A 26,786-nucleotide genomic window follows, 5' to 3' on the forward strand; every position below is an offset into this window, starting at 1 on the left:
CACGAGGAGAGGGATGGCATGCAGCTGGGAATGATCGGCCTCGGACGAATGGGCGCCAATATCGTGCGCCGCATCGTCAAGGACGGGCACACCGCCGTCGGCTACGAACGTCGTCCGCACCAGATCGACGTGCTGCGCCAGGAGCTGGGTGACGACTTCCAGGGCAGCACCGACCTCGCCGAATTCGTGGGCATGCTGGAGACGCCGCGGGTGGTCTGGGTGATGATCCCGGCGGGCGCCACCGGCGCCGTCATCGATCAGGTGGCCGAGCTGCTCGAGCCCGGCGACATCATCATCGACGGCGGCAACAGTCGCTACCACGAGGACATCAAGCGGGCCGAGCAGTTGCAGCCCAAGGGCATCCACTACGTGGACATCGGCACCTCGGGCGGTGTCTTCGGCCTGCGACGCGGCTTCTGCCTGATGATCGGCGGCGAGGCCGAACCGGTGAAATATCTCGACCCGCTGCTGAAGTCCATCGCACCCGGCGTCGAGGCGGCCGAGCGGACGCCGGGACGCACCGGCGAGCCGTCGATGGCCGAGCAGGGCTACCTGCACTGCGGGCCGGCCGGCGCGGGGCACTTCGTCAAGATGGTGCACAACGGCATCGAGTACGGCGCGATGGCCGCGTACGCGGAAGGCTTGAACATCCTGCACCGGGCCAATTACGGCGCCGAGCACGACGGCGAGTTCTCCGCCGAGGAGACCCCGCTCGAGCACCCGGAGTACTACCGCTACGCCATCGATGTGCCCGAGGTGACCGAGGTGTGGCGGCGCGGCTCGGTGGTCGCCTCCTGGTTGCTGGACCTCACCGCGAGCGCGCTGCACGCCGATCCGAACCTCGATTCCTACAGCGGCCGGGTCTCCGATTCCGGCGAGGGCCGGTGGACGATCGACGCCGCCATCGACACCGGCGTTCCGGTGCCGGTGCTCGCGGCGGCCCTGTTCCAGCGGTTCTCCTCGCGCGGCGAGGCGCTCTACGCGGACAAGATGCTCTCGGCCATGCGCAAAGCGTTCGGCGGGCACAACGAGCTACCCGGGGCGTAACGCACGAACGCGGCTCCCGCGGAGTGCGGGAGCCGCGCTCAGCGGATCAGAAGCCGGCCGCCTGCGCCAGCAGCTTGGCCACGGCCAGCGGGCCGAACCAGAACAGATAATTGATGCCGTAGAGAAATGCCATGACCGGCACGTCCTTTCAGTCGAAGTTGCGGTCGATCCAGTCGATCGTCTGCATGCCGAACAGGTCGGTGCCCCAGCCATAGATGTCGGTGAGCATGCGGACCATGCTGCAGTCGGTCGGCTGATAGGTCACCTCGGTGCCGCCTGCCCGATAGATGTCGGCCAGCTCACGGGAGTCCTTGGCGGGCACCAGTGACATGGGCGAGTCGTCGGCGGCGCAGGAGGTGATGGCCACCTTGGCCTTCGGCGTGCCGGAGCGGCCGAGGATGTTGTCCTCGAACGCGCGCTGGAACGCCGGCTCGTCGGCGGGGCTGAGGCCGGAGTTGAACAGGGTGTTCAGTGGCAGGAACGGCAGCCCGAAGTAGGCAGGCGTCTGGCACTGGGTGCGGAAGGCGTTCGCCAGCCCGACGCCCGCCGGGTTGAGCTTCGCGTTCACCTCCATCTCCGGGTACGCGGGCTCCAGCCCGAGCAGGGTGGCCAGCGCGAAGCCGGAGCCGACTGAGCCGTCGGCGACCCGCATGAAGTTGCGCGGGTTGACCACCATCCCTTCCAGCACGGCGGATTTCACGTCGAGTTCCGGTGCGTACGTGGGCTGCAGCTCGGCCGAGAAGCCCGCGCCGACCCCGCCGCCCGCGATGCCGAACAGCGCGATCTGCGCCTGCGGATCGAGTCCTGCCTCGCGATGGGCCAAAGCCGCACGGACACCGTCAAGTTGGGCGTGCGCGGCGAACTTGCCCGCGAAGACGCCGTGCGGCTTGCGATCTCCGTCGTTGCCGACATCGGAGATCATCACCGCGTAGCCCTTGTCGAACATCAGCGCCAGCGGGCCGAGCGCCGACCAGGACGAGCCGTCGAGCGGGTCGCCGCCGGTCCACTGGGTGCTGGGGTGACAGGACCAGCCGACGCTGTCGTTGGCCTCCTGATAAGAGATCACTTTCTTCTCGCCGACGGGCACACCGTGATTCGGAATCATCAGGATGCCGGTGCTGATCATCGGGGTGACACCGTCGATGCCGGTGGTCACGTACATCAGCTTGTACGCCTCGATGTCGGGCGGCGTGATGCCGAGGAACATCACGTCGACCTTCTTGGCCTTCAGCAGCGTTCCCGGCTGCTCGGTGCCGGTCAGCGGCGGCTCTTCGTAGAACGGGTCGTTGGCGAGCAAGGCCTGGAACGCCTGATCCGGCGGAACCGGTTGCGCGTTTTGAATCTGGCCGACAACGAATCCGTTGAAGACGCGGTCGAGTCCGGGCGTCGGCATCTCGGTCTGCGCCGCGGCGGTTCCCGCGGTCAGTACCAAGGAAGCGGCCGTCGCAACGGCCACGGTGAAGCGTTTCATCTAGCGCACCGCCATCGTGTCGATCGGGGTTATCTGAATCTGCCTGGCCGCGGAGTCGAGCAGCTGCGGAATGTTCAGCAGCGGGCGATGCGATTCCATCTGAATCTCATAGGGCGTACGCATCACGGCTTCCAATGCGGGCCAGTTGTTCTCGACCTGGAACTTGTATTTGGGCAGCAGCTCCGAGGTGATGTACTCCCAGCGCGGGCCGAACTCCGACCAATTCCATTCCGGCAGTGGCAGGGTCAGCAGGGCAGGCCGGCCGTCGGCCATGGTGAACGGGATACGCACCGGATGGAACTCCCGCGGCGGGGCCACGCCCGCGACCGACGGTGAGCCCGCCGCGCCGCTGACGTAGGTGATCGCCTCGCCGACGCTGCCTTTGTAGCCGCGTGCCGCGTCCCACTGCGCTCCGATCACCCACTCCTGTTCCCGGCGAAGCAAAGTCCCGTTGCCCGCGGCGATCCGGTCGTAGTCGCCGGAGGCCACCCCGCGCCAAGCTTCCATGATGTCAGCACCGAACAACCCGGCCGCCTGGAACTCCGCCAACGCGGGCAGACCCTCGGTGACGTAGGCCTCGTGCATGGGCATCAGGTCCGAGAAGATGTTCTTCTGCATCACCAGGATCAATCCGATGAGGTAGCGCAGGTCTTCCGGCGTGATCTGGGAGCCCGCCTCGGCCAGCGCCATCAGCCCGCGCGGAAGTTGGGCCACCGCTTGCGGCCCGGCAGCCTGGTCGACCGCGGCGATGATGCCGCGCGCGGATTCGGAGAGACCGGGCAGGCCGTAGAGGTTGCCCATCAGCTCGAAATCGAGCAGCCCGCCGCCGAAGTCGGCGCCGACTTGCCCGCCCATCCCCGCCCACTGCAGCTCGCGGTGGTTCAACTGCAGGTCTTCGTAGTAGCGGTAAGACCTGATCAGGTTGTTGCGGTTGGCCTCGACGCCCGCGCGCGGATCCCACGACCGCAGATCGATGCCTGCCTTGTTCGTCGCGGCGACGAGCCAGTATTGATAGAGCAGGGCGGCATATCGGGTGGGCGCGACGCCTTGGCCGCGCGCCTCGTCCAGTAGCCCGCGCAGCTCGGCCGCGTCGTAGGGCAGTTCGGGGTTGACGCCGCCGGGGCTCGTCGCGGCATCCCGGTTCACCAGCGGCAGATCCAGGTAGCGGTCCACCTCGCCCGCCGCTGTGGCCGGGGCCGTTGCCGCGAGTCCGAGACCGACCGCGGCCGCCAGCGCCAGTGCGGTGGCGCGCAGCGCTATACCGATTCGCATCAGCTGTTCAGCCTTCCTCTCTGCTAGCTCGATTCGAGTGATTCGTTAAGCCGAAGAGATGTCCTGCCGGTAGCTGCCTATCGATCGGGCGGTGGTATAACGCCATCTCGATTAACAAGCACCGGTAGCACAGTAGGTGACGTGCAGGTAAACACAGAGATCAGCCCCGTCGCAAGACGCGATATGACAAATGATCAGCAACCGAAGAAGACCTGTAACACGAAAGTTGCGAGCTAGTAGCTACTAACTCCGGCGTTTGCCGCAGCAAATAGGAGCAAAAAGACGATCCGCACCGAATGAGATAACTCACAGCAACGACGAGCTTGCCGTGCCACCTCTGGGGGCTACCCGAAACCCACCGTCTCAGACAGAATGGGTCGGACAGCTACGTCCACGGACCGCGACCCGCGCGGCCCGGATAGTGGGGTGAATCCATGGCCCAGAAGCATGTGGTCCGCAACGGCGAGGTCGACCTCGCCGTCTATGAACAAGGCAATCCGGACGGGCCGACGATCCTGCTGCTGCACGGCTGGCCGGACTCCCATCATCTGTGGGACAACGTCGTGCCCGCGCTCACCGAGCGGTTCCGGCTGTTGAGCGTGGACAATCGCGGACACGGCGAATCGGCCAATCCGCCGGGTACAGCAGCCATTTCGACCACGGCGCTGGCCTCGGACTACGTCGCGGTGATCGAGGCACTCGGCGGCGACGAGCCGGTGCACGTGCTCGCGCACGACTGGGGCAGCGTCGCCACCTGGGAAATCGTCTGCCGCCCCGACGCGCAACGCTTGATCGCCTCGTTCACCTCGGTCTCCGGGCCGAGCATCGCGCACGTGAGCAAGTGGGCACGCAGCCGCCTCGCCCGGCCCACGCCGCGCAATATCGCGCTGCCACTGGCCCAGCTCGGTTCCTTCGCCTACTCGACCTTCCTCGCGCTGCCGGTACTGCCGCAGGCCGCGATCAAGGTGGGGATGAGCGAACAACGGTGGCGCGCCATGCTTTCCGCCACCGAAGGCGCGCCGCCGGAGCGGATCCACCTCGCGCCGACCTTCAAGCAGGACATGGCGAACGGACTGCGCATCTACCGGTCCACGTTGGCCGCGAATCCGCTGCGGGACCGCGACCAATTCACCACGGTCCCTACGCAGATCATCGTCGGTACCCGCGATCCCGCAGTGCGGCAGTCGAGTTACGCCGACGAGGACCGGTGGGCCGACCAGGTCTGGCTGCGGGTGGTGAAAGGCGGGCACTGGCTGCCGTTCTCGCACCCGCAACTGCTCGCCTCGGCCGCCGTGGAGTTGATCGACGCGGTATCCGGTGCGCCGCAGGCCCGAACCCTGCGCCGGGCGCGGGTGGGGTTGCCGCGCAAGCCCTTCGAGGATCAACTGGTGGTGATCACCGGCGGCGGCAGCGGGATCGGCCGGGCGACCGCGCTGGCCTTCGCGCGCGACGGCGCCGAGGTCGTGGTGTCGGATATCAACGGGATCGCGGCGGAGGCGACCGTGGCGCTGATCGCGCAGGCGGGTGGCACCGGCTACGCCTACGAGCTGGACGTCTCCGACGAGTCGGCGGTGCGCAAGCATGCCGACGGCGTGATCCTCGAGCACGGTGTGCCCGACGTCCTGATCAACAACGCGGGCATCGGGCAGGCCGGGAAATTCCTCGACACCTCCGCCGCCGATTTCGACCGGGTACTCGCGGTCAACCTGCACGGCGTCGTCAACGGCTGTCGCGCCTTCGCGGGCCCGATGGCCGAGCGCGGACTCGGCGGGCACATCGTCAACCTGTCCAGCATGGCCGCCTACACCCCGCAGCAGGCCTTCTCGGCGTACTCCACCAGTAAGGCCGCGGTGTTCATGTTCTCCGACTGCCTACGCACCGAATTGGCAAGCAGCGGAATCGGTGTCAGCACCATCTGCCCCGGCATCGTGCACACCGACATCGTCCGCAACACCCGCATGTCCGGTGTCTCGGCCGAGGAGGAGCAGCGCAGACAGCAGCTCTACGACCGGCTGTACCGGTTGCGCGGTTACGGGCCGGAGAAGGTCGCGAAGCAGATCCTGCGGGCGGTGCGGAAAAACAAGGACGTCGTCCCGGTGACCCCGGAAGCCCGGCTGCAGTACGTCGTCGGGCGCTTGGCGCCGGGCGTGGTTCGATTCGCCGCTGCCCGAGGCAGTTTGGTGCGATGACAGACAAGGTGGCACCCGAGGGATTGGGTGCCACCTTGTCAGTTGTTTCCGACTCTACCGCTCGATGATGGCGACAACACCCTGTCCACCGGCGGCACAGATGGAGATCAGCGCGCGGCCGGATCCCTTCTCCGCCAGCATCTTCGCGGTCGAGGCGACGATGCGGCCGCCGGTCGCCGCGAACGGGTGACCCGCCGCCAGCGAGGAGCCGTTGACGTTGAGCTTGCTGCGGTCGATCGAGCCGAGCGCGCCGTCGAGGCCGAGGCGCTCCTTGCAGTAGGCGTCGGACTCCCACGCGGTGAGCGTCGCGAGCACCACCGAGGCGAACGCCTCGTGGATCTCGTAGTAGTCGAAGTCCTGCAGGGTCAGGCCGTTTCGGGCGAGCATCCGCGGCACCGCGTAGGTGGGCGCCATCAGCAGGCCGTCCGGGCCGTGGATGTAGTCGACCGCCGCGACCTCGCTGTCGACCAGGTGGGCGAGCACCGGCAGGTTGCGCTCGGTGGCCCATTCCTCGCTGGACAGCAGCACCGTGGAGGCGCCGTCGGTCAGCGGGGTGGAGTTGCCCGCGGTCATGGTGGCGTCACCGGCCTTGACACCGAACACCGGCTTGAGGGTGGCCAGCTTCTCCACGGTCGAGCCGGGACGCAGGTTGTCGTCGCGGGTCAGCCCGAGGAAGGGGGTGACCAGATCATCGAAGAAACCGCGATCGTAGGCGGCCGCCATGTTCTTGTGCGACAGGTAGGCCAGCTCGTCCTGCGCCTCGCGCGGGACGGCGAATTCCTTGGCGGTGATGGCGGCGTGCTCACCCATGGACAGCCCGGTGCGCGGCTCGGCGTTGCGCGGAATCTCGATGCCGAGCATGCCCGGACGCAGCTGACCGACCAGCTTGAGCCGGTCCTTGTTGGTCTTGGCGCGGTTGGCGTCGAGCATCCATTCGCGCATGCCCTCGCTGACGCCGATCGGGGCGTCCGAGGTGGTGTCGGTACCGCCGCCGACGCCGGCCTCGATGCGGCCCTGGGCAATCGCGTCACCGACGGTGACGACGGCCTGGAGACCGGTGCCGCAGGCCAGCTGCAGATCGTGAGCCGGGGTGTACGGGCTGAGCTTGCTGCCGAGCACGCTCTCGCGGATCATGCCGTGCTCGCCGACCCGCTTGAGTACGGCGCCGCCGACCACCATGCCGAGCCGCTCGCCCTGCAGGCCGAAGCGGCTGACCAGGCCGTCCAGCGCGGCGGTGAACATGTCCTGGTTGGACGCGTGCGCGTACGCCTTGTCGGAGCGAGCGAACGGGATCCGGTTGCCGCCCACGATCGCGACCGGGCGGGTGGTCTTACCGGTCTTGGCGGTGCTCTTCGCCGAACGGGATTTGGTTGTCACTCGAGTCTCCAGGTCTCGTTGGGGATGTTCGGCGCTCCGGAGTCCGCGTGGAAATCTCCACAGATCGGCGCCCCGTCGCGGTTGGTTTACATTAAACTTACTCTGGAGTAAGTTTAATGTCGACACCGTACCCGCAAATGTGTGCCAGCGGTCCACTGCCGGGTACCACCAGACCCGAGAACTGAACATCGCGGCGTGAGCGAGAGTCGGTGCAGGGGTAGCTTGCGTAACCTCGCCAGGGACCGTGCACGCCGCCTGTCAACACAGAAAAGGTAGGAACAGTGGCAGCCAGCAAGAGTAAGGGTGCTCCCAACCTCTACGGATCGTTCGTCCACTCGGCCCCCGGTCAGTTCCTGGCGAGCAAGCTGGGACTGCCGCAGCCGGAGAATCTGCGTCGCTACAAGCAGGGCGAGCCCGCCTTGCCCGGCCCCGTGCTGCTCGGCGGTAAGGGCCGGGTCGCCGAACCGGTGCGCGCCCTGCTGTCGGACTACACCTTCGTCGACTCGCCCAGCGCGGGAACGAAGCTCGGCGCGCTGGTGTTCGACGCGACCGGCATCGGGTCCATCGAAGACCTGTCCCAGCTCTACGAATTCTTCCAGCCCGCCATGCGCACCATCGCCGCGTCCGGGCGCATCGTCGTCATCGGCACCACCCCCGAGCTGACGTCGAGCGTGGACGAGCAGATCGCCCAGCGCGCGCTCGAGGGCTTCACCCGGTCGGTGGCCAAGGAGCTGCTGCGCGGCGCCACCGCCCAGCTGGTGTACCTGCACCCGGAGGCCGCCGCGGGCGCGTCCGGCCTGGAGTCGACGCTGCGCTTCCTGCTCTCGGCCAAGTCGGCCTTCGTCGACGGCCAGGTCATCCGGGTCGGCAAGGACGACGCCACCCCGCCGACCAGCTGGGACCGGCCGCTCGAGGGCAAGGTCGCCGTGGTCACCGGCGCCGCGCGCGGCATCGGCGCGACCATCGCCGAGGTGTTCGCTCGCGACGGCGCGACGGTGATCGTCGCCGACATCCCGGCCGCCGGCGAGGCACTGTCGCAGACCGCGAACAAGGTCGGCGGCACCGCGCTGGCGCTGGACGTGACCGCGCCCGACGCCGCGGAGAAGCTGGCCGAGTTCGCCACCGAGCGCTTCGGCGGCATCGACATCGTCGTGCACAACGCGGGCATCACCAGGGACAAGCTGCTCGCCAACATGGACGACGGCCGGTGGAACTCGGTGCTCAACGTGAATCTCGCGGCGCCGCACCGGATCACCGAGGGCCTGGTCGCCCGTGGCGCGCTGAAGGAGGGCGGCCGGGTGATCGACGTGTCCTCCATCGCGGGCATCGCGGGCAACCGCGGCCAGACCAACTACGGCACCTCCAAGGCCGGTGTCATCGGCATGGTCGACGCCGAGGCGCCGAAGCTGGCGGAGAAGGGCATCACCATCAACGCGGTGGCGCCCGGCTTCATCGAGACCGCGATGACCGCCGCCATCCCGCTGCCCACCCGCGAGGCGGGCAGGCTGATGAGCTCGCTGCTGCAGGGCGGGCAGACCGTCGACGTCGCCGAGACCATCGCCTACTTCGCCAGCCCGGCGTCGAACGCGGTGACCGGCAACGTGGTTCGCGTCTGCGGGCAGAGCCTGATCGGAGCATGATGACCGAACTGATCTCGCTCACCGAAACACCCAAGAACGGCCCGCTGTATCTGAAGGCCGCGCTGGGAGCGGTTCCGCTGCCGCTGGTTTCGGCGCGGAAGTCGACGCTGCCGGATCGGGCGAGCAAGCTCGACGGCCTGCAGGTCGATCCGGATCATCTGGCCGCGTACTGCCGGGCCACCGGTCTGCGGTTCGGCGATGCGCTGCCGCTGACCTACCCGTTCATCCTCACCTTCCCGATCGTGATGCAACTCGTTGTGCAACGCGACTTTCCGTTCGTCGCGGTCGGTGCGGTGCACGCGGAGAACGTGATCGAGCGGACCCGCGACATCTCGGTGAGCGAGCCGCTGGATATCAAGGCGCACATCGAGAATCTGCGGGAGCACCCGAAGGGGCTGCTGGTGGACGCGATCACCGAGATCAGCGTCGGCCGCGAGCTGGTGTGGCGGCAGGTCACCACCTTCCTGCACCAGCAGCGCACCTCGCTGTCGGGCGGGCCGAAGCCGGAGCCCAAGCCGGAAGAGGTGCCACCGCCGCCGCTGCGCACCTGGCGGGTCGATCAGAAGACGATCAACCAGTACGCCGCGGCCTCGGGTGATCACAACCCGATCCACACCTCGGCGTTGGGCGCCAAGGCTTTCGGGTTCCCGAAGCCGATCGCGCACGGCATGTGGTCGGCCGCGCACCTGCTCGGCACGATCGAGGGCCGGGTACCGGGCAAGACCACCTACTCGGTGAAGTTCGGCAAGCCGATCTTCCTGCCGTCGACGGTGAACGTGTACGCGGATCAGGTGGCGGGCGGCTGGGATCTGGCCGTGCTGAACCCGAAGAAGGGGTTCCCGCACCTCACCGCGACACTGCGCTGAGATTCGAGAAGTTTTGGTGCCGCGCCTCTTTCACGGGAGGCGCGGCTCCGCTCGTTATATGACCTGGCGGCGTGCTGTCGTCAGCAGTCGCAACCGCAGCAATCGCAATGACAGCAGTCACCGCAATCGCCGTTGCAGTCCTTGAGCCAAGCGTCCTTGCGCTCGCCGGTGCACGGCTGGGTGTGCTCGGCACAGCAGGCGTACCCGGTGCAGTACCCGCCGAGGATGAGCGCCAGCGACTCGCCGATACCCGGACGGCGATGCCGGGTGCGCCGCGCGCTCATCTGCACATCGCTGCTGTCGTGCGAGATCCCGCAGCTGTGGCCGGCAACCGTGCCGATCCCTCGGCCGAGTCGGCGCAGCACGCCGGCCAGCGGGTCCAGCAGCATCCAGCGCACCGTGGGGACGGCATCGAGCTCGGCTTCCGCGACCGCTTCGCGCAGCCGTGAATCCGATTCCCGCAGTAGGTCGTACGCCTGCGGCATGGTCGTTCCGGTGGCGGCGAGCGGATTGAACCGGCCGCGGGCTAGGTCCTGCTCGTAGTCCTGCACGGCATCGGCCAGGTGCGCGATCCGGCCGAATTGCCAACCGGCGGAGCGCAATGCGTCGACGTTGGCCGGACGCTCCGCCAAAACCGCTGTGTGCGCGAAGAACTCGGACGCGCAGAGCTGGGTCGGCTCGGTCAGTCGCGCCAACGAATCCGTCCCACCGGCGGTCGCCGCCTGCTCCAACCCCGTCTGTGCACTCAACGCGGCGACGAGAGGTTCGACATCCAACCCGATGCGCTCTGCGCTCAGCCGCGCCTGTCCGGCCCAGCGGCTCGCCGCCTTCGCCATCGGCGTGCGGGCCAGTGCGGATGCGTCGCCGTCGTCGACATGGTCGCGGACCTTGGCCGAGGCCAACAGCAGCGACGCCGTCGTGGCCAGTCGCACACCCGGCGAATTCGCGGCCGCGACCGACGCGCGTTGCATGCCGCGCAGGGCACACCGCCCCGCCGTGGTGCGCTCGACCGCGCCCGCGGACTGCGCCTCGGTGAGCACGCTCAGCACGATCGCATCGACATTCGTTGTCGCACGGGCCAATTGCCCGTGCTCGTCCCGTAGCCCCAGACACAGCCCGCACATATGTGTGCGCCACTCGGCCGCATCGATGCCGTACTTCGCCGCGCCGTGCGCACACGGCCTGAGCAACCCGAACAATTCCGCCCCGTTCTCCCCGGCCCGTTCCGCGCAGAGCCGGTCTGTACTTGTTGATCACCGCACTCTGGCAGGCCGTTAACGGCACGGCAACCGGTACCCGCCACTTCCTCCACAGTGGCGAGCCGGCGTTACTCCGCCTTCTTGCGCCCGGCCAGACCGCGCCACGCGAGATCGTCGAGCAGGTCGACCGCCTCGGCCACCTCGATCCGGCCGCTGGCCACCCGGTCCGCGATGGCCTCGCCCGCGCCGATCACAGCGGCCGCGACAATGTCGAAGTTGGTGCCGGGCTCCGGGTGTTTGGCGCTGGATTCCAGCAGCTTGGCGGTCAATTCGATGACGCGCTCGCGGGCGTTCTCGATCTCCGACGCGAACGCCTGCTGACCGATGGCCTGCCGATAGAGCACCTGCCAGGAGCGCCGGTTGCGGTCCACGAAGCCGAGGAAGCCCTCCAGCGCGACCCGCACCTGCTCGTGCGGCGTCAGCTGGGGGTTTCCTGCGGGCACCACCGATTCGATGAAGCGCAGACCCTCGCGCTGGATGCAGGCGCGGAACAGTTCGTCCTTGGAGCCGTAGTACAGGTACAGCATCGGCTTCGATATCTTGGCCTCGGCGGCGATGGCATCCATCGACGTATCGTGGAAGCCTTTCCGCGAGAACACCTCGACCGCGGCATCGAGCATCTGCTGCTCACGAACCGCTCGAGGAAGTCGCTTCGTTCCGCCCGCCATCCACTCTCCTACCGCACGGTGAAGTTCACATATTACTCCAAGGTAAGTTCCGCGGGTCGCATTTGCTCATCAGTCGCGGGAACAGGGGCTCAGCAGCGCGGCAGCGCCCCCTTGAACGCCGCCATCCGCAACACCGACGCATCCACCTGCGCGGCGGGCAAGCGGCCCGTCGCCACCGCCTGCTCGAGCTGATCGAGCACGCTGGGCACCGCGTCGGTGGTGATCCAGAGCGCGTTGTCCGCGCCGGCGACCAGCGCGGCCTCCACCGCGTCCGCGATGGACAGCCGGTTGGTGATCGCGGCCATGCCGCCCAGGTCGTCGGTGAAGATCGGCCCCTGGAACGGTGCGGCACCGTAACCGCGACCCTCCCGCAGCAGCGTCATCACCTGCGGACTGATGCTCGCGGGCACGTCCGGGGTGGTGAGGCCGGGGACGTCGAGGTGGCCGACCATCACGCCCGCGCCGGAACCGATCAGCGCGCGGAACGGGGCGAGATCGACGGTCTGCATGCTCTCCAGCGGCGGCGTGCGGACCGCGCCGCGGTGCGAATCGCCCGAGCCGGACCCGTGACCGGGGAAGTGCTTGAGCACGGTGCCCACGCCGACCTCACGCATGGCGCGGATGTAGGCGTCGGCGTAACGGGTGACCACGGCGGGATCGTCGGAGAAGGAGCGGTCGCCGATGACGGAATCGGCGGGCTGGGCGCTCACATCGACATCCGGGGCGAAGTTCACCGTCACACCGAGGTCTTTCAGCGCGCGGCCCCTGGTCAGGGTGGCGTCGTGGAACTGTTCGGCGGTCATCGCGTCGACGGTGGCCCTGGCCGAGGGCGCGGCGCCGATCAGGTTCTTCACCCGGGAGACGCGGCCGCCTTCCTCGTCGATGGTCACCATGAGCGGCACCTTGGCCGACTGCTTGATCTGCTCGAGCCTGCCGTCGCTCAGCAGCGTGAGGTCGGTCCAGCCGCCGACGAAGACTCCGCCGACCTGCTCGGTGCCCACCACATTCGCGGCGTCGTCGGCGCCGGTGACGCCGACGGTCAACAGCTGCGCCAGCTTCTGTCGCAACGTGAACTGCCCGAGATATCCGGCCGTGCAATCCGGCTTCGCGGATGTTGTTGGCTGCGTGGACGATTCGGACGTCGACTCGGGCGCCGCCGCTTGCGACGGCGTCGGGTCGGCGCCACCGCCGGACGAGCAGGCGGTCGCGACGGCGGCCAGCACGGCGAGCACGAGCAGGGGCGTCTTCCGCATGGAAGTAAACCGTACTGATCCCGCGCGCCAGCAAGTAGGCCGGGCTCGGCCAGGGTAGCCTTGTTCAATAGCCGTGAGTCTCCCACCAGGAGGTCATCGTGCCCTGCGATCTGATGCTCATTGCCTACGATGGGTCCGAGAACGCCAAGCGGGCCATCGAATACGCCGGGCGGTTCCTCAGCGCGAACAGAGCGATCGTGCTCACCGCATGGGAGCCGATGGTGCGCCAAGCCGCCCGCCTGTCCGGACTGTCCGGGGTGATGCAGCCGGAATGGGTGCCCGACGACGAGATCGAAGATGTCGCCTACGTCGACGCCCGCACCATCAACACCGAGGGTGTGCGGCTGGCCAAACTCGCCGGGCTCAATGCCGAGGCGCGCACCGCCGAATGCACGACGACCATCTGGAATGCCATCGTCGAATGCGCCGACGACCTGGACGTCGACATCATCGTCGCGGGTACCCGGGGCGCCACCGGCATCCGCGCACTGATGCACAGCAGCGTCGCCGACGCGGTCCTCAAGCACTGTCATCGCCCGGTCCTGATGGTCCCGCCTGGCAAGGAACCCGCCGCCAAAACTGGGTAGGAGCCTGTGCGGCCGAGCGTTGTTGCTTCGAGGTGAGCGAGCGAAGCGAAGACACAGCCACCGAACGCGGCCGAGGTCGCTTCGTGAGGGCGCTCACGGAGCGGGTTTCGAGGGTGGGGGCGGGGTTAGGGTCGAGGGACTATGGATGGATTCCTGCTTGCTCAGCCGGACGGGGTGGTCCGGACCTCCGGGAGCCGGGTCACCTTCGACGAGGCCGAGCCCGCGATCGCCGCGCTGCGGGACGGCACCGCTGAACTGATCGTCGGTGCGTTGCCGTTCGATCCTCGTCGGCCCGCCGCGCTGACGGTGCCCGAACATGCGCGGCACACCGCAGGACCGTGGCGGCCCGCTGCCCTTCCCGACCTGCCCGCCGTCCAGTTCGTGACCGAAATCCCCAGTGCCGCTGAACATATCGCGCGGGTGACGAAACTCGTTGAGCAGCTGAACGATCCGGCACAACCGCTGCGCAAGGTGGTTGCCGCACGGTCGGTAATGGCCGAGGCGGCCGCCGCATTGGATCCCGAGCTCGTCGCGGCCCACCTGCTGACCAGGCATCCACACGCCAATGTGTTCGCCGTCGACCTGTCCCCCGCCGGGCGGACGGGGGCGACACTGGTCGGCGCCACGCCCGAGGTGCTGATCGCCCGGCACGGCGAAACCGTCACGCTGCGGCCGTTGGCCGGCACGATGCCCAGGCTCGCCGATCCGGGTGCCGATGCCGTCCAGGCGCGAGAGCTGCTGTCCAGCACCAAGAATCGCGCCGAGCATGCCTTCGTCATCGAATGGATCCGGGAGAAACTCGGCCCGGTCTGCGCCGAGTTGTCCATCCCCGACGGTCCGGAACTGATCAGCACGCCCGAGGTCTGGCATCTCGCCACCCCGATCACCGGACGGCTGCGCGACCCAGCGACCACCGCGCTCGAACTGGCACTGCTGCTGCATCCCACGCCCGCCGTCTGCGGCACCCCGACCGACCTCGCGCTCGACACGATCGCCGACCTGGAGGAGGACCGCGGTTTCTACGGTGGCGCGGTCGGCTGGTGCGATGCACGCGGTGACGGCTCGTGGGTGGTCGCGATCCGCTGCGCGGAACTGTCGGCCGATGGACGCACCGTGCACGCCTACGCGGGCGGCGGCATCGTCGCCGCCTCGGACCCGAAAGCCGAGCTCGACGAAACCACCGCCAAGCTCCGCACCCTGCTCGGCGGGCTGCACTGCGCCATCCCCGCACACTGATCCCGGCGCGCTCGACCGGGCCGTTGATAGCACCCGGAATCCCCGGTGATCGCCGCCTCAACCGGACTGCCGACCGACAATCGGCGGGCTGAACGCACCGGATACGGTTGCGGGCTGCTAGGTTGACCGGGAATGTGCCTGCATCGATGTATTGGAGTGCCGCAATGAAGTTTGCTGTTCCTGGTGTTGCGAGTGCTGTCGGCGGCGCCGTACTCGGCGTGATCGCGGTGCTCCTCGTCACGGTGGCGGTGCAGCAGAACTCGCGTCCCGACATCGACCGCACCGGCGACAAGGACTCCTCGTTGCTGAACAACGTCGAGTACGGCAGTCGCTGAGCCGCTGACCCCCGCTTCACCCACCGACTCGCTCGGACCGGCGGCGCGGCGGCACAACACCGCGCCGCTCGGTAGACGCTGGTTCGCCGGGACGGTGCTCGCGGCGTTCCTGCTGACCTTCCTGCAGGCGCCGGGACGCACGGTCGCCGACACCAAATACGACCTGGCGCAGAACCCGCTCGGCTTCCTCGAACGCGCCAGCCACCTGTGGAGCAGCCAGGCCCCGATGGGTCAGGTGCAGAACCAGGCTTACGGATACTTCTTCCCGCACGGCGCGTTCTTCTCGCTCGGCCATGTGCTCGGCCTGCCCGCCTGGGCCACCCAGCGCATCTGGTGGGCACTGCTGCTGATCGCCGGTTTCTGGGGCATCATCCGGCTCTGCGAGACCCTCGGCATCGGCACCCGCGGCTCCCGCATCATCGCCGCGACCGCGTTCGCGCTGTCCCCACGGGTGCTCACCACGCTCGGCTCCATCTCGTCGGAGACGCTGCCGATGATGCTGGCACCGTGGGTGTTGCTGGCGCCCGCGGCGCTGGGCATCCGCTATCGGAATCGGCGGCGCACGACTGACGCGGGCGCCGATCCGCCGACGGACCGCGGGCGGCGCGGTGGTGCCGAATCGGCGGCAGGCAGCGCGCTGGCACTCGCGCTGATGGGGTCGGTCAATGCCGTCGCCACAGTCGCGGCGTTCCTGCCCGCGCTGCTGTGGTGGGCGTCGTATCGGCCGAACAAGCAGTGGTGGCAATTCACCAGGGCCTGGGTGCCGCTGCTCGTGCTCGCCACCTTCTGGTGGGCGGTGCCGCTGCTGTTGCTCGGCAAGGTGAGCCCGCCGTTCCTGGACTACATCGAATCCTCCGGGGTGACAACGCAATGGGCCTCGCTCGCCGAGGTGCTGCGCGGCACGGACAGTTGGACGCCGTTCGTCTCGCCGGAGCGCATCGCCGGCGCGGTGCTGGTGACCCAGCCCGCGGCGGTGCTCGCCACCGGGCTGCTCGCGGCGGCGGGCATGGCCGGACTGGCGATGCGGTCCATGCCCTATCGCGGTCGGCTGACGCTGATCCTGTGCGTCGGCCTGGTCGGCATCTGCGCCGGCTACGTCGGTGAGCTGGGCGGGCCGTTCGCGGAATCGGTGCGGCTGTTCCTGGATTCCGGTGGGGCGCCGCTGCGCAACGTGCACAAGCTGGAACCGCTGATCCGAATCCCGTTGGTGCTCGGCCTCGCCCAGCTGCTGGCCCGGGTGCCGCTGCCCACCTCGGTGCCGATGCCGGTGTGGCGCAGCGCGTTCGCGCATCCGGAGCGGGATCGTGCCGTCGCGGTGGCCGCGCTGATCCTCACCGCCCTGGCCCTGTCCACCTCGCTGGCCTGGACCGGCAAGCTGGCCCCGCGCGGCGCCTACGACAAGGTGCCCGCGTATTGGCAGCAGACGGCGGACTGGTTGCAGGACCACGCTTCCGACACCAGAGCGCTGATCGTGCCCGGTGCCCCCTTCGGCAGTCAGGTCTGGGGACTGACGCGCGACGAACCGTTGCAGGCGTTGGCGCGCACGCCGTGGGCGGTCCGCGACTCGGTGCCGCTGAACCCGCCGGGCACCATTCGCGCGATGGACTCGGTGCAGCGCCTGATCGCCGACGGCAGGCCGTCCGATGGACTCGCGGCGACCCTGGCCGGGCAGGGCATCGGAATCCTGGTGCTGCGCAACGATCTCGATGCCGAGACTTCCCGCTCGACCCGGCCGATGCTGGCGCACCGGGCGATCGACGGTTCCCCTGGCCTGGCCAAGGTCGCGGAGTTCGGCGCGCCGATCGAATCCGCGGTCATCGCCGAGGATCTCGTCGCGGACGGTGATCTGCGGCCCGCCTACCCGGCGGTCGAGATCTACCGGGTGCAGACACCGACGCCCGGCACACCGGCCGAGGTGCGCAGCGGAACCGGTGCGCCGCCGGCGTTCCCCGGCGCGTACACGGTGCCGCTCGACGCGTTACCCGTGGTGCAGGGCGGGCCCGAAGTGCTCGAACGCCTGCACCGCGACCCGGGCAGCAGCGAGACACCCGCCATGCTGGCCGCCGACGCGAGGCGCGCCGGACTGCCGATCGGACCGTTGACCGTCACCGACACCCCGATGGACCGGGAATCCGACTTCGGTCGCGTCGACAATCACAATTCCGCGCTGCGCGCGCCCGACGACGCCCGCCGCACCCACAACCTGGTGTCCGACTACCCGGTGCCCGGCGCCGACCTGGTGCGCGGGGAATGGACGGGCGCGACCGTCACCGCGTCCAGCTCGGCCGCCGACGCCACCCAGCTGGGTGGTGCCGCGCCGGGCAGTTCCACCGCGGCGGTCGTCGACGGCGATCCGGCCACCGCGTGGATCAGCAACGGTTCCGAACACGCACTCGGACAATGGCTTCGACTCGATCTGGACCAGCCGATCCGGGTCGGCCAGCTGAGCTTCAGCACCAGCGCGGCCGCCATCGGCGATCCGGTGAAGTGGGTCGAGGTGCGCACCGCCAACGGCACCGTGGGTACCCGCATTCCCGAACCCGGTACGCCGGTGTCGGTTTCGCTGCCCGCGGGCAAGACGCAGTGGATCACCATTACTGCCATCCGCACCGAAAACGGCAAGCGCGGTGGGCAGTTCGGCATCAGCGAGATCGCGCTCGACGACTACTCCGTCCGTGACCAACCGGTCCCCGTCGACATCCGGCACCGGACGGTGCTTCCGCCGACCCCTGCGGGCGCGCAGATCCGAGCTTGGGATCTCGGGCAGGAATTCCCCGGGCGCGGTGCCTGTTTCGATTCGCCGGACCGCGTGCGCTGCAGCAAGGGTCTCGCGTTGGCACCCGAGGAACCCGGCACCTTCCAGCGCACGCTGTCGGTGCCCGAACCCATGTCCGTCACGCCGGAGCTGACCGTCCGGACCCGGCAGGGCCCCGCGCTGGAGGCGCTGCTCACCGACCACGACCGCCCGGTCGCCAGGGGCAAGGCCGACGTCGGAGACCTGCGTGGTGCCGCGTTCGCCGCCACCGATGGCGATCCGCGCACCAGTTGGACTGCCCCCGAGGACTCGGTGCGGGTACTGACCGGTGCCAAACCCACCCTGACGATCGAATTGCCCGCCCCCGCGCTGGTGACCGGACTGGAGCTGACCCCCTCGCTCGGCGGCCTGCCCGCCGCACCCACCTCGGTGGTGGTCAACCTCGGTGACGGCCCGCAGGTGCGTGAGCTGGACAAGAGCACCACAGGCTCGCCGGCCCGAATCTCGCTGCACCCCACCGTGACCGATCGCATCGAGCTGAGCATCCGGGACTGGCAGCCCGTCCTGGACAGGACGGCAATGGGTTTCGTGCTCGCGCAGCCTGCGGGACTGGCCGAGGTGTCGGTGCTCGGTCCGGACTATCCCGCGCCCGCGGCGCTCGACCGGGAGATCACCGTCCCGTGCGAAATCGGCCCGACCATCAACATCGATGGACAACTGCGGCGCACCACCGTCACCGCGACCGCGGCTGAACTTCGCTCCGGCGCTCCGGTTCCCGCACGCGTCTGCGCGGATGACGCTTCGCCGCAGCCCGATTCCGGTGCGCTCGGACTTTCGCAGGGTCGTGCCGACGTCACCGTCGGGCCGACCGACCTGTTCTTCGTCGACCGGCTCCGGCTCGAGCGCATCGGGCTCGCCGTGCCGGCCGCGCAGTCGTCCGGCACCCGCGTCCTCGTGCTGCCGCTGAGCACCAATGTCGGCTGGCAGGCAACGACTTCCGACGGCAAGACCCTCGAGCCCGTGGTGATCGACGGCTGGCAGCAAGCCTGGCTGCTGCCGCCCGGCGCCACCGGTCCCGTCACCGTGTCGTTCCCCATTGACCGCTGGTACCGCCTCGGCATCTTCGGTGGTCTCCTGCTGCTCCTGCCGCTGATAGGCCTGGCGATTCCGCGGCGGGCCCGCACCATCGCGAAACCGATTGGCGCCGAGCTGAACATCGCGCCCGAGACCGCCAGCACGGCACCCACTGGCGCAGCGCCCACAACGCCCGACCTCAGCACCGCATCGCCGGATGCCGCAGCCATCTCAGGCTCGGCCACCCCCGCCGTCGATGCCTCGGCTGTCTCCGGCTCGAGCACCATCAGCACGGATGCTGTTGCCCACGTGCCGGATTCCACGCCACGAACCTGGGGCCCGCGCTGGCTCGGGGCACTCGGCCTCGCGGCAGCAGCAACGCTGATCGCCGGCCCGGTCGGAACCATCGTCACCGCAGCCATTCTCGCCGCCGCTCGGTTCTATCCACAGGTCACACCCCGGGTGCTCGTAGTCATCGCAGGCGTCGGCACGGCACTCTCCGCAGCAGCCCTGTCGACCGGCCCGTGGCGCGCCTCGGGCGGCTACATGGGCGGCTCGCTGTGGGCGCAACTGCCCGCAGTCCTCGCGGTGATCGCGGTCGGCGTCGCCGCGCTGCCGCCGCCTCGGTCATTCGGGCTGCGCCGCAACGGACCTCGTTGATAATGTGACGCCGCGTGAGGGAATGTGCCGAATGCGGTTTCGTCTACGACCTGACCCGCGCGACCGATGTCGCGCCGTTGGCCAGAGAGCACGCCGTGGAGTACGCGGACCTGCTCCTCACCGACTCGCCGAAGTTACGGCGGCGACCCGAACCCGACACCTGGTCGCCGCTCGAGTACGCCTGCCACATGCGGGATGTGCTTCTCGTGCAACGGGAACGCGCGCTGGCCGCCCGGCGCAGCACGACCCCCGACGCCACCCCGATGGGCCGGGACGAGCGCGTCGAGCACGACGGGTACCTCGACCAGAAGCCCTCGGACGTCGGCCGCCAGCTCCGGGACGCGGCGCACCTGTTCGCCAATGTGCTGGAACGACTGAGCGGCGACGACTGGGAGCGGACGCTGATCTACAGCTACCCCGAGCCGCAGGAACGTTCGCTGCGCTGGCTCGCACTGCACACCCTGCACGAACTCCGGCACCATCTGCTCGACATGCACCGGCAGCTGGATACCTGAGCGCGCCGGGCGATCACGGCGCCGCGAGGCGGTCTTCCTCTTCGATCTCCTTGGCCGGCTTCGCCCGATCCCGCCTGCGCGCCCACTGCCGCACCGGCTCCTCGATCAGCGCGTAACTGGCCGCGGCGACGGGCAGGGTCAGCGCGATGGTGAGGATGAGGACGTAGCCGAAGTCGCCGCTGAACGGCAGGATCCCGAACACCGGGAACACCACCCACAGCACCGCGAGATGCCAGAGGAAGATTCCGTAGGACCAGCGCCCGATGGTCGCGGCCACCCGCGATTTCAGCCACCGATGCCCGCTGGCCGGGTCGCCGAGCACCAGCGGGGCGAGCAGCGTGAAGCCGATGATCGCGCCCAGCGCCATCTTCGCCGCGTACTGCCACGGCTGGGCGTGGGTCAGTCCGGCGTGCCCGCCGATATCGGTGGCCGAGATCAGGAAAGCAATCAGCGCGATGACCCACATCAACGGTTGATTTCCAGCCAGTCGGCGCCATTTCGATAGCCGTTCGCTACCAAAAGAAAGTTCCGCGAGCACCATTCCCATCGCGAACCACGGCAGGTATCCGGGCAGCCAATTGTCGGAATGGATGGCGTCCGGAGTCGGCACCGGAATGAAGTTCCAACTCAACGACACCGCGGCCAGGCCGAGCAGTACCGGCACCCGCCACCGAGCGGTGCTGCCGCGCAACCAGACCACCGCGAACGCGAGCAACGGCAGCACCAGATAGAAGGCCACCTCGACCGAGAGGCTCCACATCTGGGTCAGCCCATCGGTCAGCGTCAGCGGCACGAACACCTGCAGCAACGCCAGATTCGACACCCAGACGCGCAGCCCCGCCGTGCCCGCCGCACTCGGCAGCAGCACCAGAACCGCGCACACCACAACCCAATACGCAGGCAGGATGCGTGCGGCGCGATGCCGCAGGTAGTAGCCGAGCGTCGGCGCACTACCGAGCCCGCGCGCCGCGGCGGCATGCGGGCGCCACAGCAGAAAGCCGGAGAGCGCGAAGAACACCGCGACCGCCATGTCGAACCGGCCCCACACCCGCCCGAGCACCGGGGTGCCCGCGGCGCCGGTCTGGAAGGCGACGTGCGTCAGCAGCACGCCGAGCGCGGCCAGCCCGCGCATGCCTTCGAGCGCGGGCAGAAAGGCGCGCGCCGGTACCGATTCGGTCGCCGGGGCGACCGCGACGGCGGAAGTGGACGGGGATGCGGTCATCGGACTCCAGTCTGCCTTGCCAATTCTTAGGTGATAACCCCACGTTTCACATTTCGCGCTAAACTCGGGCGATTTCTCGGCCGTTTCCGGCCTCGGCGCCGCATGGTACGTCACCGGACTGTTAGTGTCGGGGCTCACGAGTGCCGCGGGAGGCCCGCCGTACTCGCCGGAACGACCCTGTTCTACGACGAGGAGAGTTTGCATGGCACTGAGTGCCGGAACCAGAAGGACGGTGGCCTGCCTGCTCGTGGGTCTCGGCGCGTTGCTGATTGTCGCCGCGCTGCTGATCCCGACTTACACCGTCGGCAAACTGGCGAAGACTCCTCTCGATCTCGAGATCACCACGATCGCGACCAACGCGCCGGGCGAGGAAAGCCTGGTGCTGGACTCCAAGTCGCTCAGCGCGCCCGAGGGTGCCGCGAAGATCGACACGAACGTGCCGCTGGTCTCGCAGCGGTTCCTCACCGTCGAGGAGCCCTCCGACGCCTCCGAGATGACGGTGCAGGCGGGTCAGACGCTGCGGCGCATCGACAAGCAGGGCGACACCGGCCTGCTCACCGCGAGCATCGACCGGGTCACCATCGACCGCAAGACCGGCGAGCCGGTCTCGAAGGAGCCGAACGGCTCCATCGCGGTCAACGTGGACAAGGAGATGAAGTCGGTCGCGGATCCGGTGCAGCACACCGGTTTGCAGTACCGATTCCCGATCGGGACCGAGCAGAAGACCTACCCGTACTTCGATCTCAACGCGCGCAAGACGTTCGACATCAACTACGTCGGCGAGACCGAGATCAACAGCATGCAGGTCTACCACTTCCAGCAGACCATCCCGGCGACCAACCTGAACGACGTGGTGAAGGCGCCGACCAACCGGCTCACCTTCCCCGCCGCGAAGTGGGGCGTGCCCGGCGACGGCGACGTCACCATGTCGCGCTGGTACACCAACACCCGCGACGTGTGGGTCGAGCCGAAGACCGGCACCGTGATCAAGGGTGGCGAGCAGCTGCACCTGTACTACGGCCGTGACTCCAAGCCCGAGGTCACCGCGCTGAAGTCGCACATCGTGTTCGACGAGAACACCATCGAGTCGCAGATCTCGGTCGCCAAGGAGAACATCGACAAGCTGTCGCTGTACGGGCGGATCATGCCGATCGTGCTCGGCGTGCTCGGTGTGATCGCACTGATCGTCGGCATCATCCTCGGTGTGCGTGGCGGCGGTTCGACCCCCGCTCCGGCGCGCGGCGGTGGGCCGCTGAGCCAGGGACGCGGTGGACCGGCACCGGCCGGTGGTGGTGCGCGTCGCGCGGACAACGATCCGCCGACCGAGCAGATCAACGTCACGAAACGTCCTTGATGTAGCTGAACATTCGGCCCCCGGTCCTTGTGACCGGGGGCCGTTTTGTTGCGTCTCCCCGGGTATTCAGACCAGACCTAGGCACAGCGCCAGCAAGGTTGGCGCCGGAGTCGGCTGAGCTAGTCGGCTTAGCTGGTACTGGCGAGTTGCCCTCGGGCTCGCGAAATCCGTTGGCGCAGTGTGCCGCCACCGGTAGCGACGATCAGTTAGGGCACCGCGCCAGCCGCCGGTAGCGAAGTTGGGCGCCGAGGCGACCGCCGGTAGCGGCCAGTGACCGGCTCAGCTCGTTGAAAGGCTTGCTACAGCTGGGGTTCGGGTTCGTGGCGACGGACGTTGCTGTCTCGATCAGCGGTGCGCAGGACGATCACGGCGACCACGAGAGTGGTGGCGGCCGCGACGGAGGCAACGGTGGTGATCAGCGTGGGGATGGAGCGGGCGAACGAAACCATCAGTGCCACTTCGACGGCCAGGCCGAGCCAGGTCAGCGCGGCGAGGGCGGTGCGGTCCACGGCGATCGCCGAGAGCATCGCGCCCTGCAGGACCGCGAGGATGGCGCCGTGCAACGCGAACAGCCACAGCAAGCCTTGGATGGGGGCGTAGTCCTGGCCGGCCAGCAGCGGAGCCAGTGGTGCGGCGAGCGCGGCACCGAGCACCGCCACGATGCCGATGCCGGACAGCACCGCGAGCGCCGACCTGATCGCCTGCGCCGAATGCGTGGGCTGCGCCATCCGCGGGTACAGCACGACGCCGACCGCCTGCGGCAACCAGAACGCGATCTTCGCGGCGATGGTGCCGAGTGCGTACCGGCTGGCATCCGCTTCGTCGAGGACCATGCGGACCACGATCAGATCCGTGGACGACAACGCCATCAACGCCGCCTGCACCTGCGCGGCGCGCAGCACCGGCAGCACACCGATGGCGTCGTCCTCGTCGGTTCCGGCACGTGGCCTCGGGGGTGGCGACCCCGCGACGAACCGGGCGAACGCCGCGGCCGCCGCGACGCCTACCGCCGCCGCACCCAGCGCCAGCGCGGCCCCGCCACCGACGGCGAGCAGCACCAGCGCGGGCGCGACCCGAAGGATGCCCGCGGCGCCGAGCACCACGCCCAAGGCCCGAAACCGCCTGCCACCCTGGAGAACTCCCTGTTCACCGGACAGCAGCACCAGCGCGGGCGCCGCACCGAGCGCCGCAGCACACGCGGCGACCCCGACGTTCAACGCGGCGGTCACCACCGGCACCAGCACCGCGACAACCACCGCGACGATCACCGCGCAGCGCCACTGCAGGCGCCGCAGCGCCGCGACACTCGCCCCCCGAACCAGCTCCCTGGCCACCACGTTCTGCAACGCGAGCGCGGGCACCGCACACAACAACTGCACCGCGAGCAGACTCGCGAACTCGCTGTACCCGGATACCCCGAGCCACCGCCCGGCCAGCAGCTGCAACAGATACCCGGCCACGTTGGCCGTCATCGCCCCCGCCGTCACCAACGTCAGATCCGCCACCACAGGAAACCGACGGACAGCAGACACGCCCGCCATCGTCCCACCCGACCGCCGCCGCCGATCTCCCGCCCCGCCGCGGCGAACCGGTCAGCGGGACTGTCGGCGCTCGAGCTTCCAGCGGACGTACTCGCCGAGTGGGATATCAGGGCGCTTGCAGAACGCTTTGGGTCGCCGCGCGCGCAGCCGGATTTCGGCGGCATCCGATACCTGGGCGTCGACCGGGCCGGTCGCACCGAGAAGATCCTGGTGTGCGCGGTGCCGGTTGGCGCGGTGCACTCTGGCTCGCTTGCGTGGCAGGTTCTTGCGCGACGCCTTGTCGTTCTCGCCGTAGGTGTTGCGCCGGTCCCTGGCGTAGCTCAGCTGCTTCTTCTCCTGCGGAGACTTCCTGACCACCGAGTCAGGATATGGCCGACGCGGACGGCTGCCGAATTCTTTTCCGACCGTGGCGGCACCGGGTGCGAGGAGGTCGGACCGTAGGGTGCACAAGCGTGAGTGCGAGCGGTCTCGGGCGACGGAGCCGGTGGGTGATGTGGGTGCCCGCCGGGTACAGCGCGGTGCTCGCGCTGCTCATCGTCGGGCCGCTACTCGGTTCCGGGTACTTGTTGCTGCGGGATGCGGTGAGTACGCCGCGGTCCTATCCGACCGATTCGGCGCTGGGGCTCGGGGATGCCGCGCCGCGTGCGGTGCCACAGGACGCGTTGCTGGCGTGGCTGTCACCGGTCATCGATGGTGGGTTGATCGTCAAGGCGATTCTGCTCGTCGCGCTGTGGGCGGCGGGTTACGGGGCGGCCGTCCTGGCGCGGGAATTGCTGGGCGTGCCGGTTGCTGCACAGCTGGTCGCGGCGACGGTGGCGCTGTGGAATCCGTACGTGGCCGAACGGCTGCTCCAAGGTCATTGGAGTCTGCTTGCCGGGTATGCGGCGCTGCCGTGGGTTGCTGTGGCCGCGTATCGGATTCGCGGCGCGGCGCGGCACGGCTCCGTGCGCGCATGGGCAGGTTTGGTGGGAAGCCTTGCCGCAGCGGGACTCACGCCGACCGGTGCGCTGCTGGCCGGGATCGCCGCGCTGGCGCTAGTCGGACGACGGCATCTCGCCGCTGTGCTCGCCGTGCTGATTGCGGCGTCCGCACCTTGGCTCGCCGCCACCGCGCTGTCCGGGGCGGGCGGCTCACCCTCCGATCCGGCGGGCATTGCCGCGTTCGCCGCTCGCGCCGAGCCGGGCCTCGGCACGCTCGGCAGTCTGGCCGGGCTAGGCGGCATCTGGAACGGTGACGCCGTACCCGATTCTCGCACCACACTTCTCGCGGCGATCGGGACCGTACTGCTGCTCGTCATTGTCGCGACGGGTCTGCGGGCGGTCGTCACGGACGGCACCGACCCGAACCAGCGATACCTCCGTCGCGCACTCGTCGTGCTCGCGGCGCTCGCCGTCCTGCTGCCCGCCCTCGGTGCGACACCGTGGGGCATGCAGGTGCTGGAGTGGCTCGTCGCGCACGTGCCCGGCGCGGGATTGCTGCGGGACACCCAGAAGTACGTGGCGCTGGCGATGCCCGCCTACGCGCTGTGTGCCGCGGCGGGTTGCGGGGTTATCGCCCAACGGTTCTCGGCGATGGGTGCGGCCGCTGCTCTGGCCGATCATCCACAAAACGCGGAAGTCATCGCACGACAAGGGATCAACCCCGCGCCAGCGGACGGCACGAGCGGCACGAGCGGCACGAGCGGCACGAGCGGCACGAGCGGCACGAGCGGCACGAGCGGCACGAGCGGCACGAGCGGCACGAGCGGCACGAGCGGCACGAGCGGCACGGACGACCGTGCCTCGTCGACGAGCGTCGCTGCCTCGGTTACGGGCTCGGTCGTCACCCGTTCGGTCGCAGCGGTTTTCATTGCTTTACTGATGCTGCCCCTCCTCGATCTCGCGTGGGGTGTCAGCGGCGCAGTGCGCCCGGTGCATTACCCAGCCGGATGGCACCAGGTCGCTGAAAAAGTGGACGGGCCCGGCGATGTCGCGGTTCTCCCGGGCGGGATGTTCCGCAAGTTCCGGTACAGCGGAAAGGCTCCGGTGCTGGACCCCGCACCACGAATGCTGCCCAACGACGTGCTGCAAACCGGCGAGCTCCCGGTGCGCGGTCGTACCGTGTCCGGCGAGGGTGCCCGTGCCCGCGCCGTGGAAGCGCTACTGCTGCAAGGCGGTTCGGTCCAAGAGCTGGCGGCGAGCGGCATCGGCTGGGTGCTCGTCGAACACGGCACCCCCGGCCCACTCGGCGATTCGAAAATAACACTCGCACAGCTGGATCCGGTGTTCAGCGACGCCGACCTCACGCTGTACCGGGTACCCGGCGCCATCCATCAGCGCACCGGTTCAGCGATGCATCGGAGCCTTGTCGTTGCGGCGCACGCACTCTGGCTGACGCTGCTGGTCGGCGGCGCGCTCATCGCAGCAGTGGCGCGCCCTGCTCATCGCAAACGCTGATCAAGCGTGCCCCTCGGCGATGTCCTGCCG

The 26,786-nt window shown here is 68.8% G+C and carries 20 protein-coding genes; 11 read left to right on the forward strand and 9 right to left on the reverse strand.

The features are described 5' to 3' along the window. The first annotated feature begins 18 nt into the window (after positions 1-18). Positions 19-1,047, forward strand: a complete 1,029-nt coding sequence (gene gnd, locus IBX18_RS03515) for a phosphogluconate dehydrogenase (NAD(+)-dependent, decarboxylating) (protein ID WP_194832286.1) — start codon at positions 19-21, stop codon at positions 1,045-1,047. A 148-nt stretch (positions 1,048-1,195) separates the two neighbouring features. Here the strand turns inward: gnd and IBX18_RS03520 are convergent, their stop codons facing one another. Together IBX18_RS03520 and IBX18_RS03525 are read right to left on the reverse strand one after the other, a co-directional pair. Further along, entirely contained in the window at positions 1,196-2,518 is a 1,323-nt protein-coding gene (locus tag IBX18_RS03520; RefSeq protein WP_194832287.1) for a lipase family protein, read from the reverse strand. Continuing rightward, positions 2,519-3,790, reverse strand: coding sequence for a hypothetical protein (locus tag IBX18_RS03525; RefSeq protein WP_194832288.1), 1,272 nt, complete (start codon positions 3,788-3,790; stop codon positions 2,519-2,521). Between the two features lie 434 nt (positions 3,791-4,224). On the opposite strand from IBX18_RS03525, the gene IBX18_RS03530 reads away from it, so the two are divergent. Further along, positions 4,225-5,979: an SDR family oxidoreductase gene (locus tag IBX18_RS03530; RefSeq protein ID WP_194832289.1), complete on the forward strand. Its 1,755-nt coding sequence runs from the start codon at positions 4,225-4,227 to the stop codon at positions 5,977-5,979. 54 nt (positions 5,980-6,033) lie between these two features. Here the strand turns inward: IBX18_RS03530 and IBX18_RS03535 are convergent, their stop codons facing one another. Next, positions 6,034-7,356: an acetyl-CoA C-acetyltransferase gene (locus IBX18_RS03535; protein WP_135233956.1), complete on the reverse strand. Its 1,323-nt coding sequence runs from the start codon at positions 7,354-7,356 to the stop codon at positions 6,034-6,036. A 281-nt stretch (positions 7,357-7,637) separates the two neighbouring features. Here IBX18_RS03535 and IBX18_RS03540 point away from each other — a divergent pair, with 281 nt between their 5' ends. Both IBX18_RS03540 and IBX18_RS03545 read left to right on the forward strand, forming a co-directional pair. After that, on the forward strand, positions 7,638-8,996 hold the full coding sequence (locus IBX18_RS03540; RefSeq protein ID WP_194832290.1) for a 3-oxoacyl-ACP reductase: 1,359 nt from the start codon (positions 7,638-7,640) through the stop codon (positions 8,994-8,996). Continuing rightward, a complete protein-coding gene (locus IBX18_RS03545) occupies positions 8,993-9,862 on the forward strand; it encodes a MaoC/PaaZ C-terminal domain-containing protein (RefSeq protein WP_194832291.1) in 870 nt (289 codons plus the stop codon). The genes IBX18_RS03540 and IBX18_RS03545 overlap by 4 nt, the downstream gene beginning before the upstream one ends. An 80-nt stretch (positions 9,863-9,942) precedes the next feature. Here the strand turns inward: IBX18_RS03545 and IBX18_RS03550 are convergent, their stop codons facing one another. The 3 genes from IBX18_RS03550 to IBX18_RS03560 form a co-directional block, all read right to left on the reverse strand. Further along, the gene (locus IBX18_RS03550) at positions 9,943-11,061 is read right to left on the reverse strand and encodes a DUF5685 family protein (protein WP_194832292.1); all 1,119 of its coding nucleotides are present in this window, start codon (positions 11,059-11,061) and stop codon (positions 9,943-9,945) included. A gap of 128 nt (positions 11,062-11,189) precedes the next feature. Next, on the reverse strand, positions 11,190-11,789 hold the full coding sequence (locus IBX18_RS03555; RefSeq protein WP_107653283.1) for a TetR/AcrR family transcriptional regulator: 600 nt from the start codon (positions 11,787-11,789) through the stop codon (positions 11,190-11,192). A gap of 89 nt (positions 11,790-11,878) precedes the next feature. Continuing rightward, positions 11,879-13,042: a glycoside hydrolase family 3 N-terminal domain-containing protein gene (locus IBX18_RS03560; RefSeq protein ID WP_194832293.1), complete on the reverse strand. Its 1,164-nt coding sequence runs from the start codon at positions 13,040-13,042 to the stop codon at positions 11,879-11,881. Positions 13,043-13,140: 98 nt separating this feature from the next. On the opposite strand from IBX18_RS03560, the gene IBX18_RS03565 reads away from it, so the two are divergent. From IBX18_RS03565 to IBX18_RS03585, 5 genes are all read left to right on the forward strand, one after another. Next, positions 13,141-13,629, forward strand: a complete 489-nt coding sequence (locus IBX18_RS03565) for a universal stress protein (protein ID WP_107653285.1) — start codon at positions 13,141-13,143, stop codon at positions 13,627-13,629. 141 nt (positions 13,630-13,770) lie between these two features. Continuing rightward, on the forward strand, positions 13,771-14,865 hold the full coding sequence (locus IBX18_RS03570) for an isochorismate synthase MenF (RefSeq protein ID WP_194832294.1): 1,095 nt from the start codon (positions 13,771-13,773) through the stop codon (positions 14,863-14,865). Positions 14,866-15,029: 164 nt separating this feature from the next. After that, on the forward strand, positions 15,030-15,200 hold the full coding sequence (locus IBX18_RS03575; protein WP_194832295.1) for a DUF2613 domain-containing protein: 171 nt from the start codon (positions 15,030-15,032) through the stop codon (positions 15,198-15,200). A gap of 4 nt (positions 15,201-15,204) precedes the next feature. Beyond that, the gene (locus tag IBX18_RS03580) at positions 15,205-19,689 is read left to right on the forward strand and encodes an alpha-(1->3)-arabinofuranosyltransferase family protein (protein ID WP_194832722.1); all 4,485 of its coding nucleotides are present in this window, start codon (positions 15,205-15,207) and stop codon (positions 19,687-19,689) included. A 95-nt stretch (positions 19,690-19,784) separates the two neighbouring features. After that, a complete protein-coding gene (locus tag IBX18_RS03585; RefSeq protein WP_373889165.1) occupies positions 19,785-20,204 on the forward strand; it encodes a DinB family protein in 420 nt (139 codons plus the stop codon). Between the two features lie 13 nt (positions 20,205-20,217). Here the strand turns inward: IBX18_RS03585 and IBX18_RS03590 are convergent, their stop codons facing one another. Beyond that, on the reverse strand, positions 20,218-21,426 hold the full coding sequence (locus IBX18_RS03590; RefSeq protein ID WP_194832297.1) for an acyltransferase: 1,209 nt from the start codon (positions 21,424-21,426) through the stop codon (positions 20,218-20,220). 202 nt (positions 21,427-21,628) lie between these two features. Here IBX18_RS03590 and IBX18_RS03595 point away from each other — a divergent pair, with 202 nt between their 5' ends. After that, entirely contained in the window at positions 21,629-22,780 is a 1,152-nt protein-coding gene (locus IBX18_RS03595) for a DUF3068 domain-containing protein (RefSeq protein ID WP_194832298.1), read from the forward strand. Positions 22,781-23,079: 299 nt separating this feature from the next. Here the strand turns inward: IBX18_RS03595 and IBX18_RS03600 are convergent, their stop codons facing one another. Both IBX18_RS03600 and IBX18_RS03605 read right to left on the reverse strand, forming a co-directional pair. After that, a complete protein-coding gene (locus IBX18_RS03600) occupies positions 23,080-24,321 on the reverse strand; it encodes a polysaccharide biosynthesis protein (protein WP_194832299.1) in 1,242 nt (413 codons plus the stop codon). Positions 24,322-24,372: 51 nt separating this feature from the next. Beyond that, positions 24,373-24,678, reverse strand: a complete 306-nt coding sequence (locus tag IBX18_RS03605; RefSeq protein WP_194832300.1) for a hypothetical protein — start codon at positions 24,676-24,678, stop codon at positions 24,373-24,375. Positions 24,679-24,812: 134 nt separating this feature from the next. On the opposite strand from IBX18_RS03605, the gene IBX18_RS03610 reads away from it, so the two are divergent. Continuing rightward, positions 24,813-26,756: a hypothetical protein gene (locus IBX18_RS03610; protein WP_228540447.1), complete on the forward strand. Its 1,944-nt coding sequence runs from the start codon at positions 24,813-24,815 to the stop codon at positions 26,754-26,756. The last annotated feature ends 30 nt before the right edge of the window (positions 26,757-26,786 follow it).

Source organism: Nocardia sp. XZ_19_369 (genome assembly GCF_015355715.1).
GTDB lineage: Bacteria > Actinomycetota > Actinomycetes > Mycobacteriales > Mycobacteriaceae > Nocardia.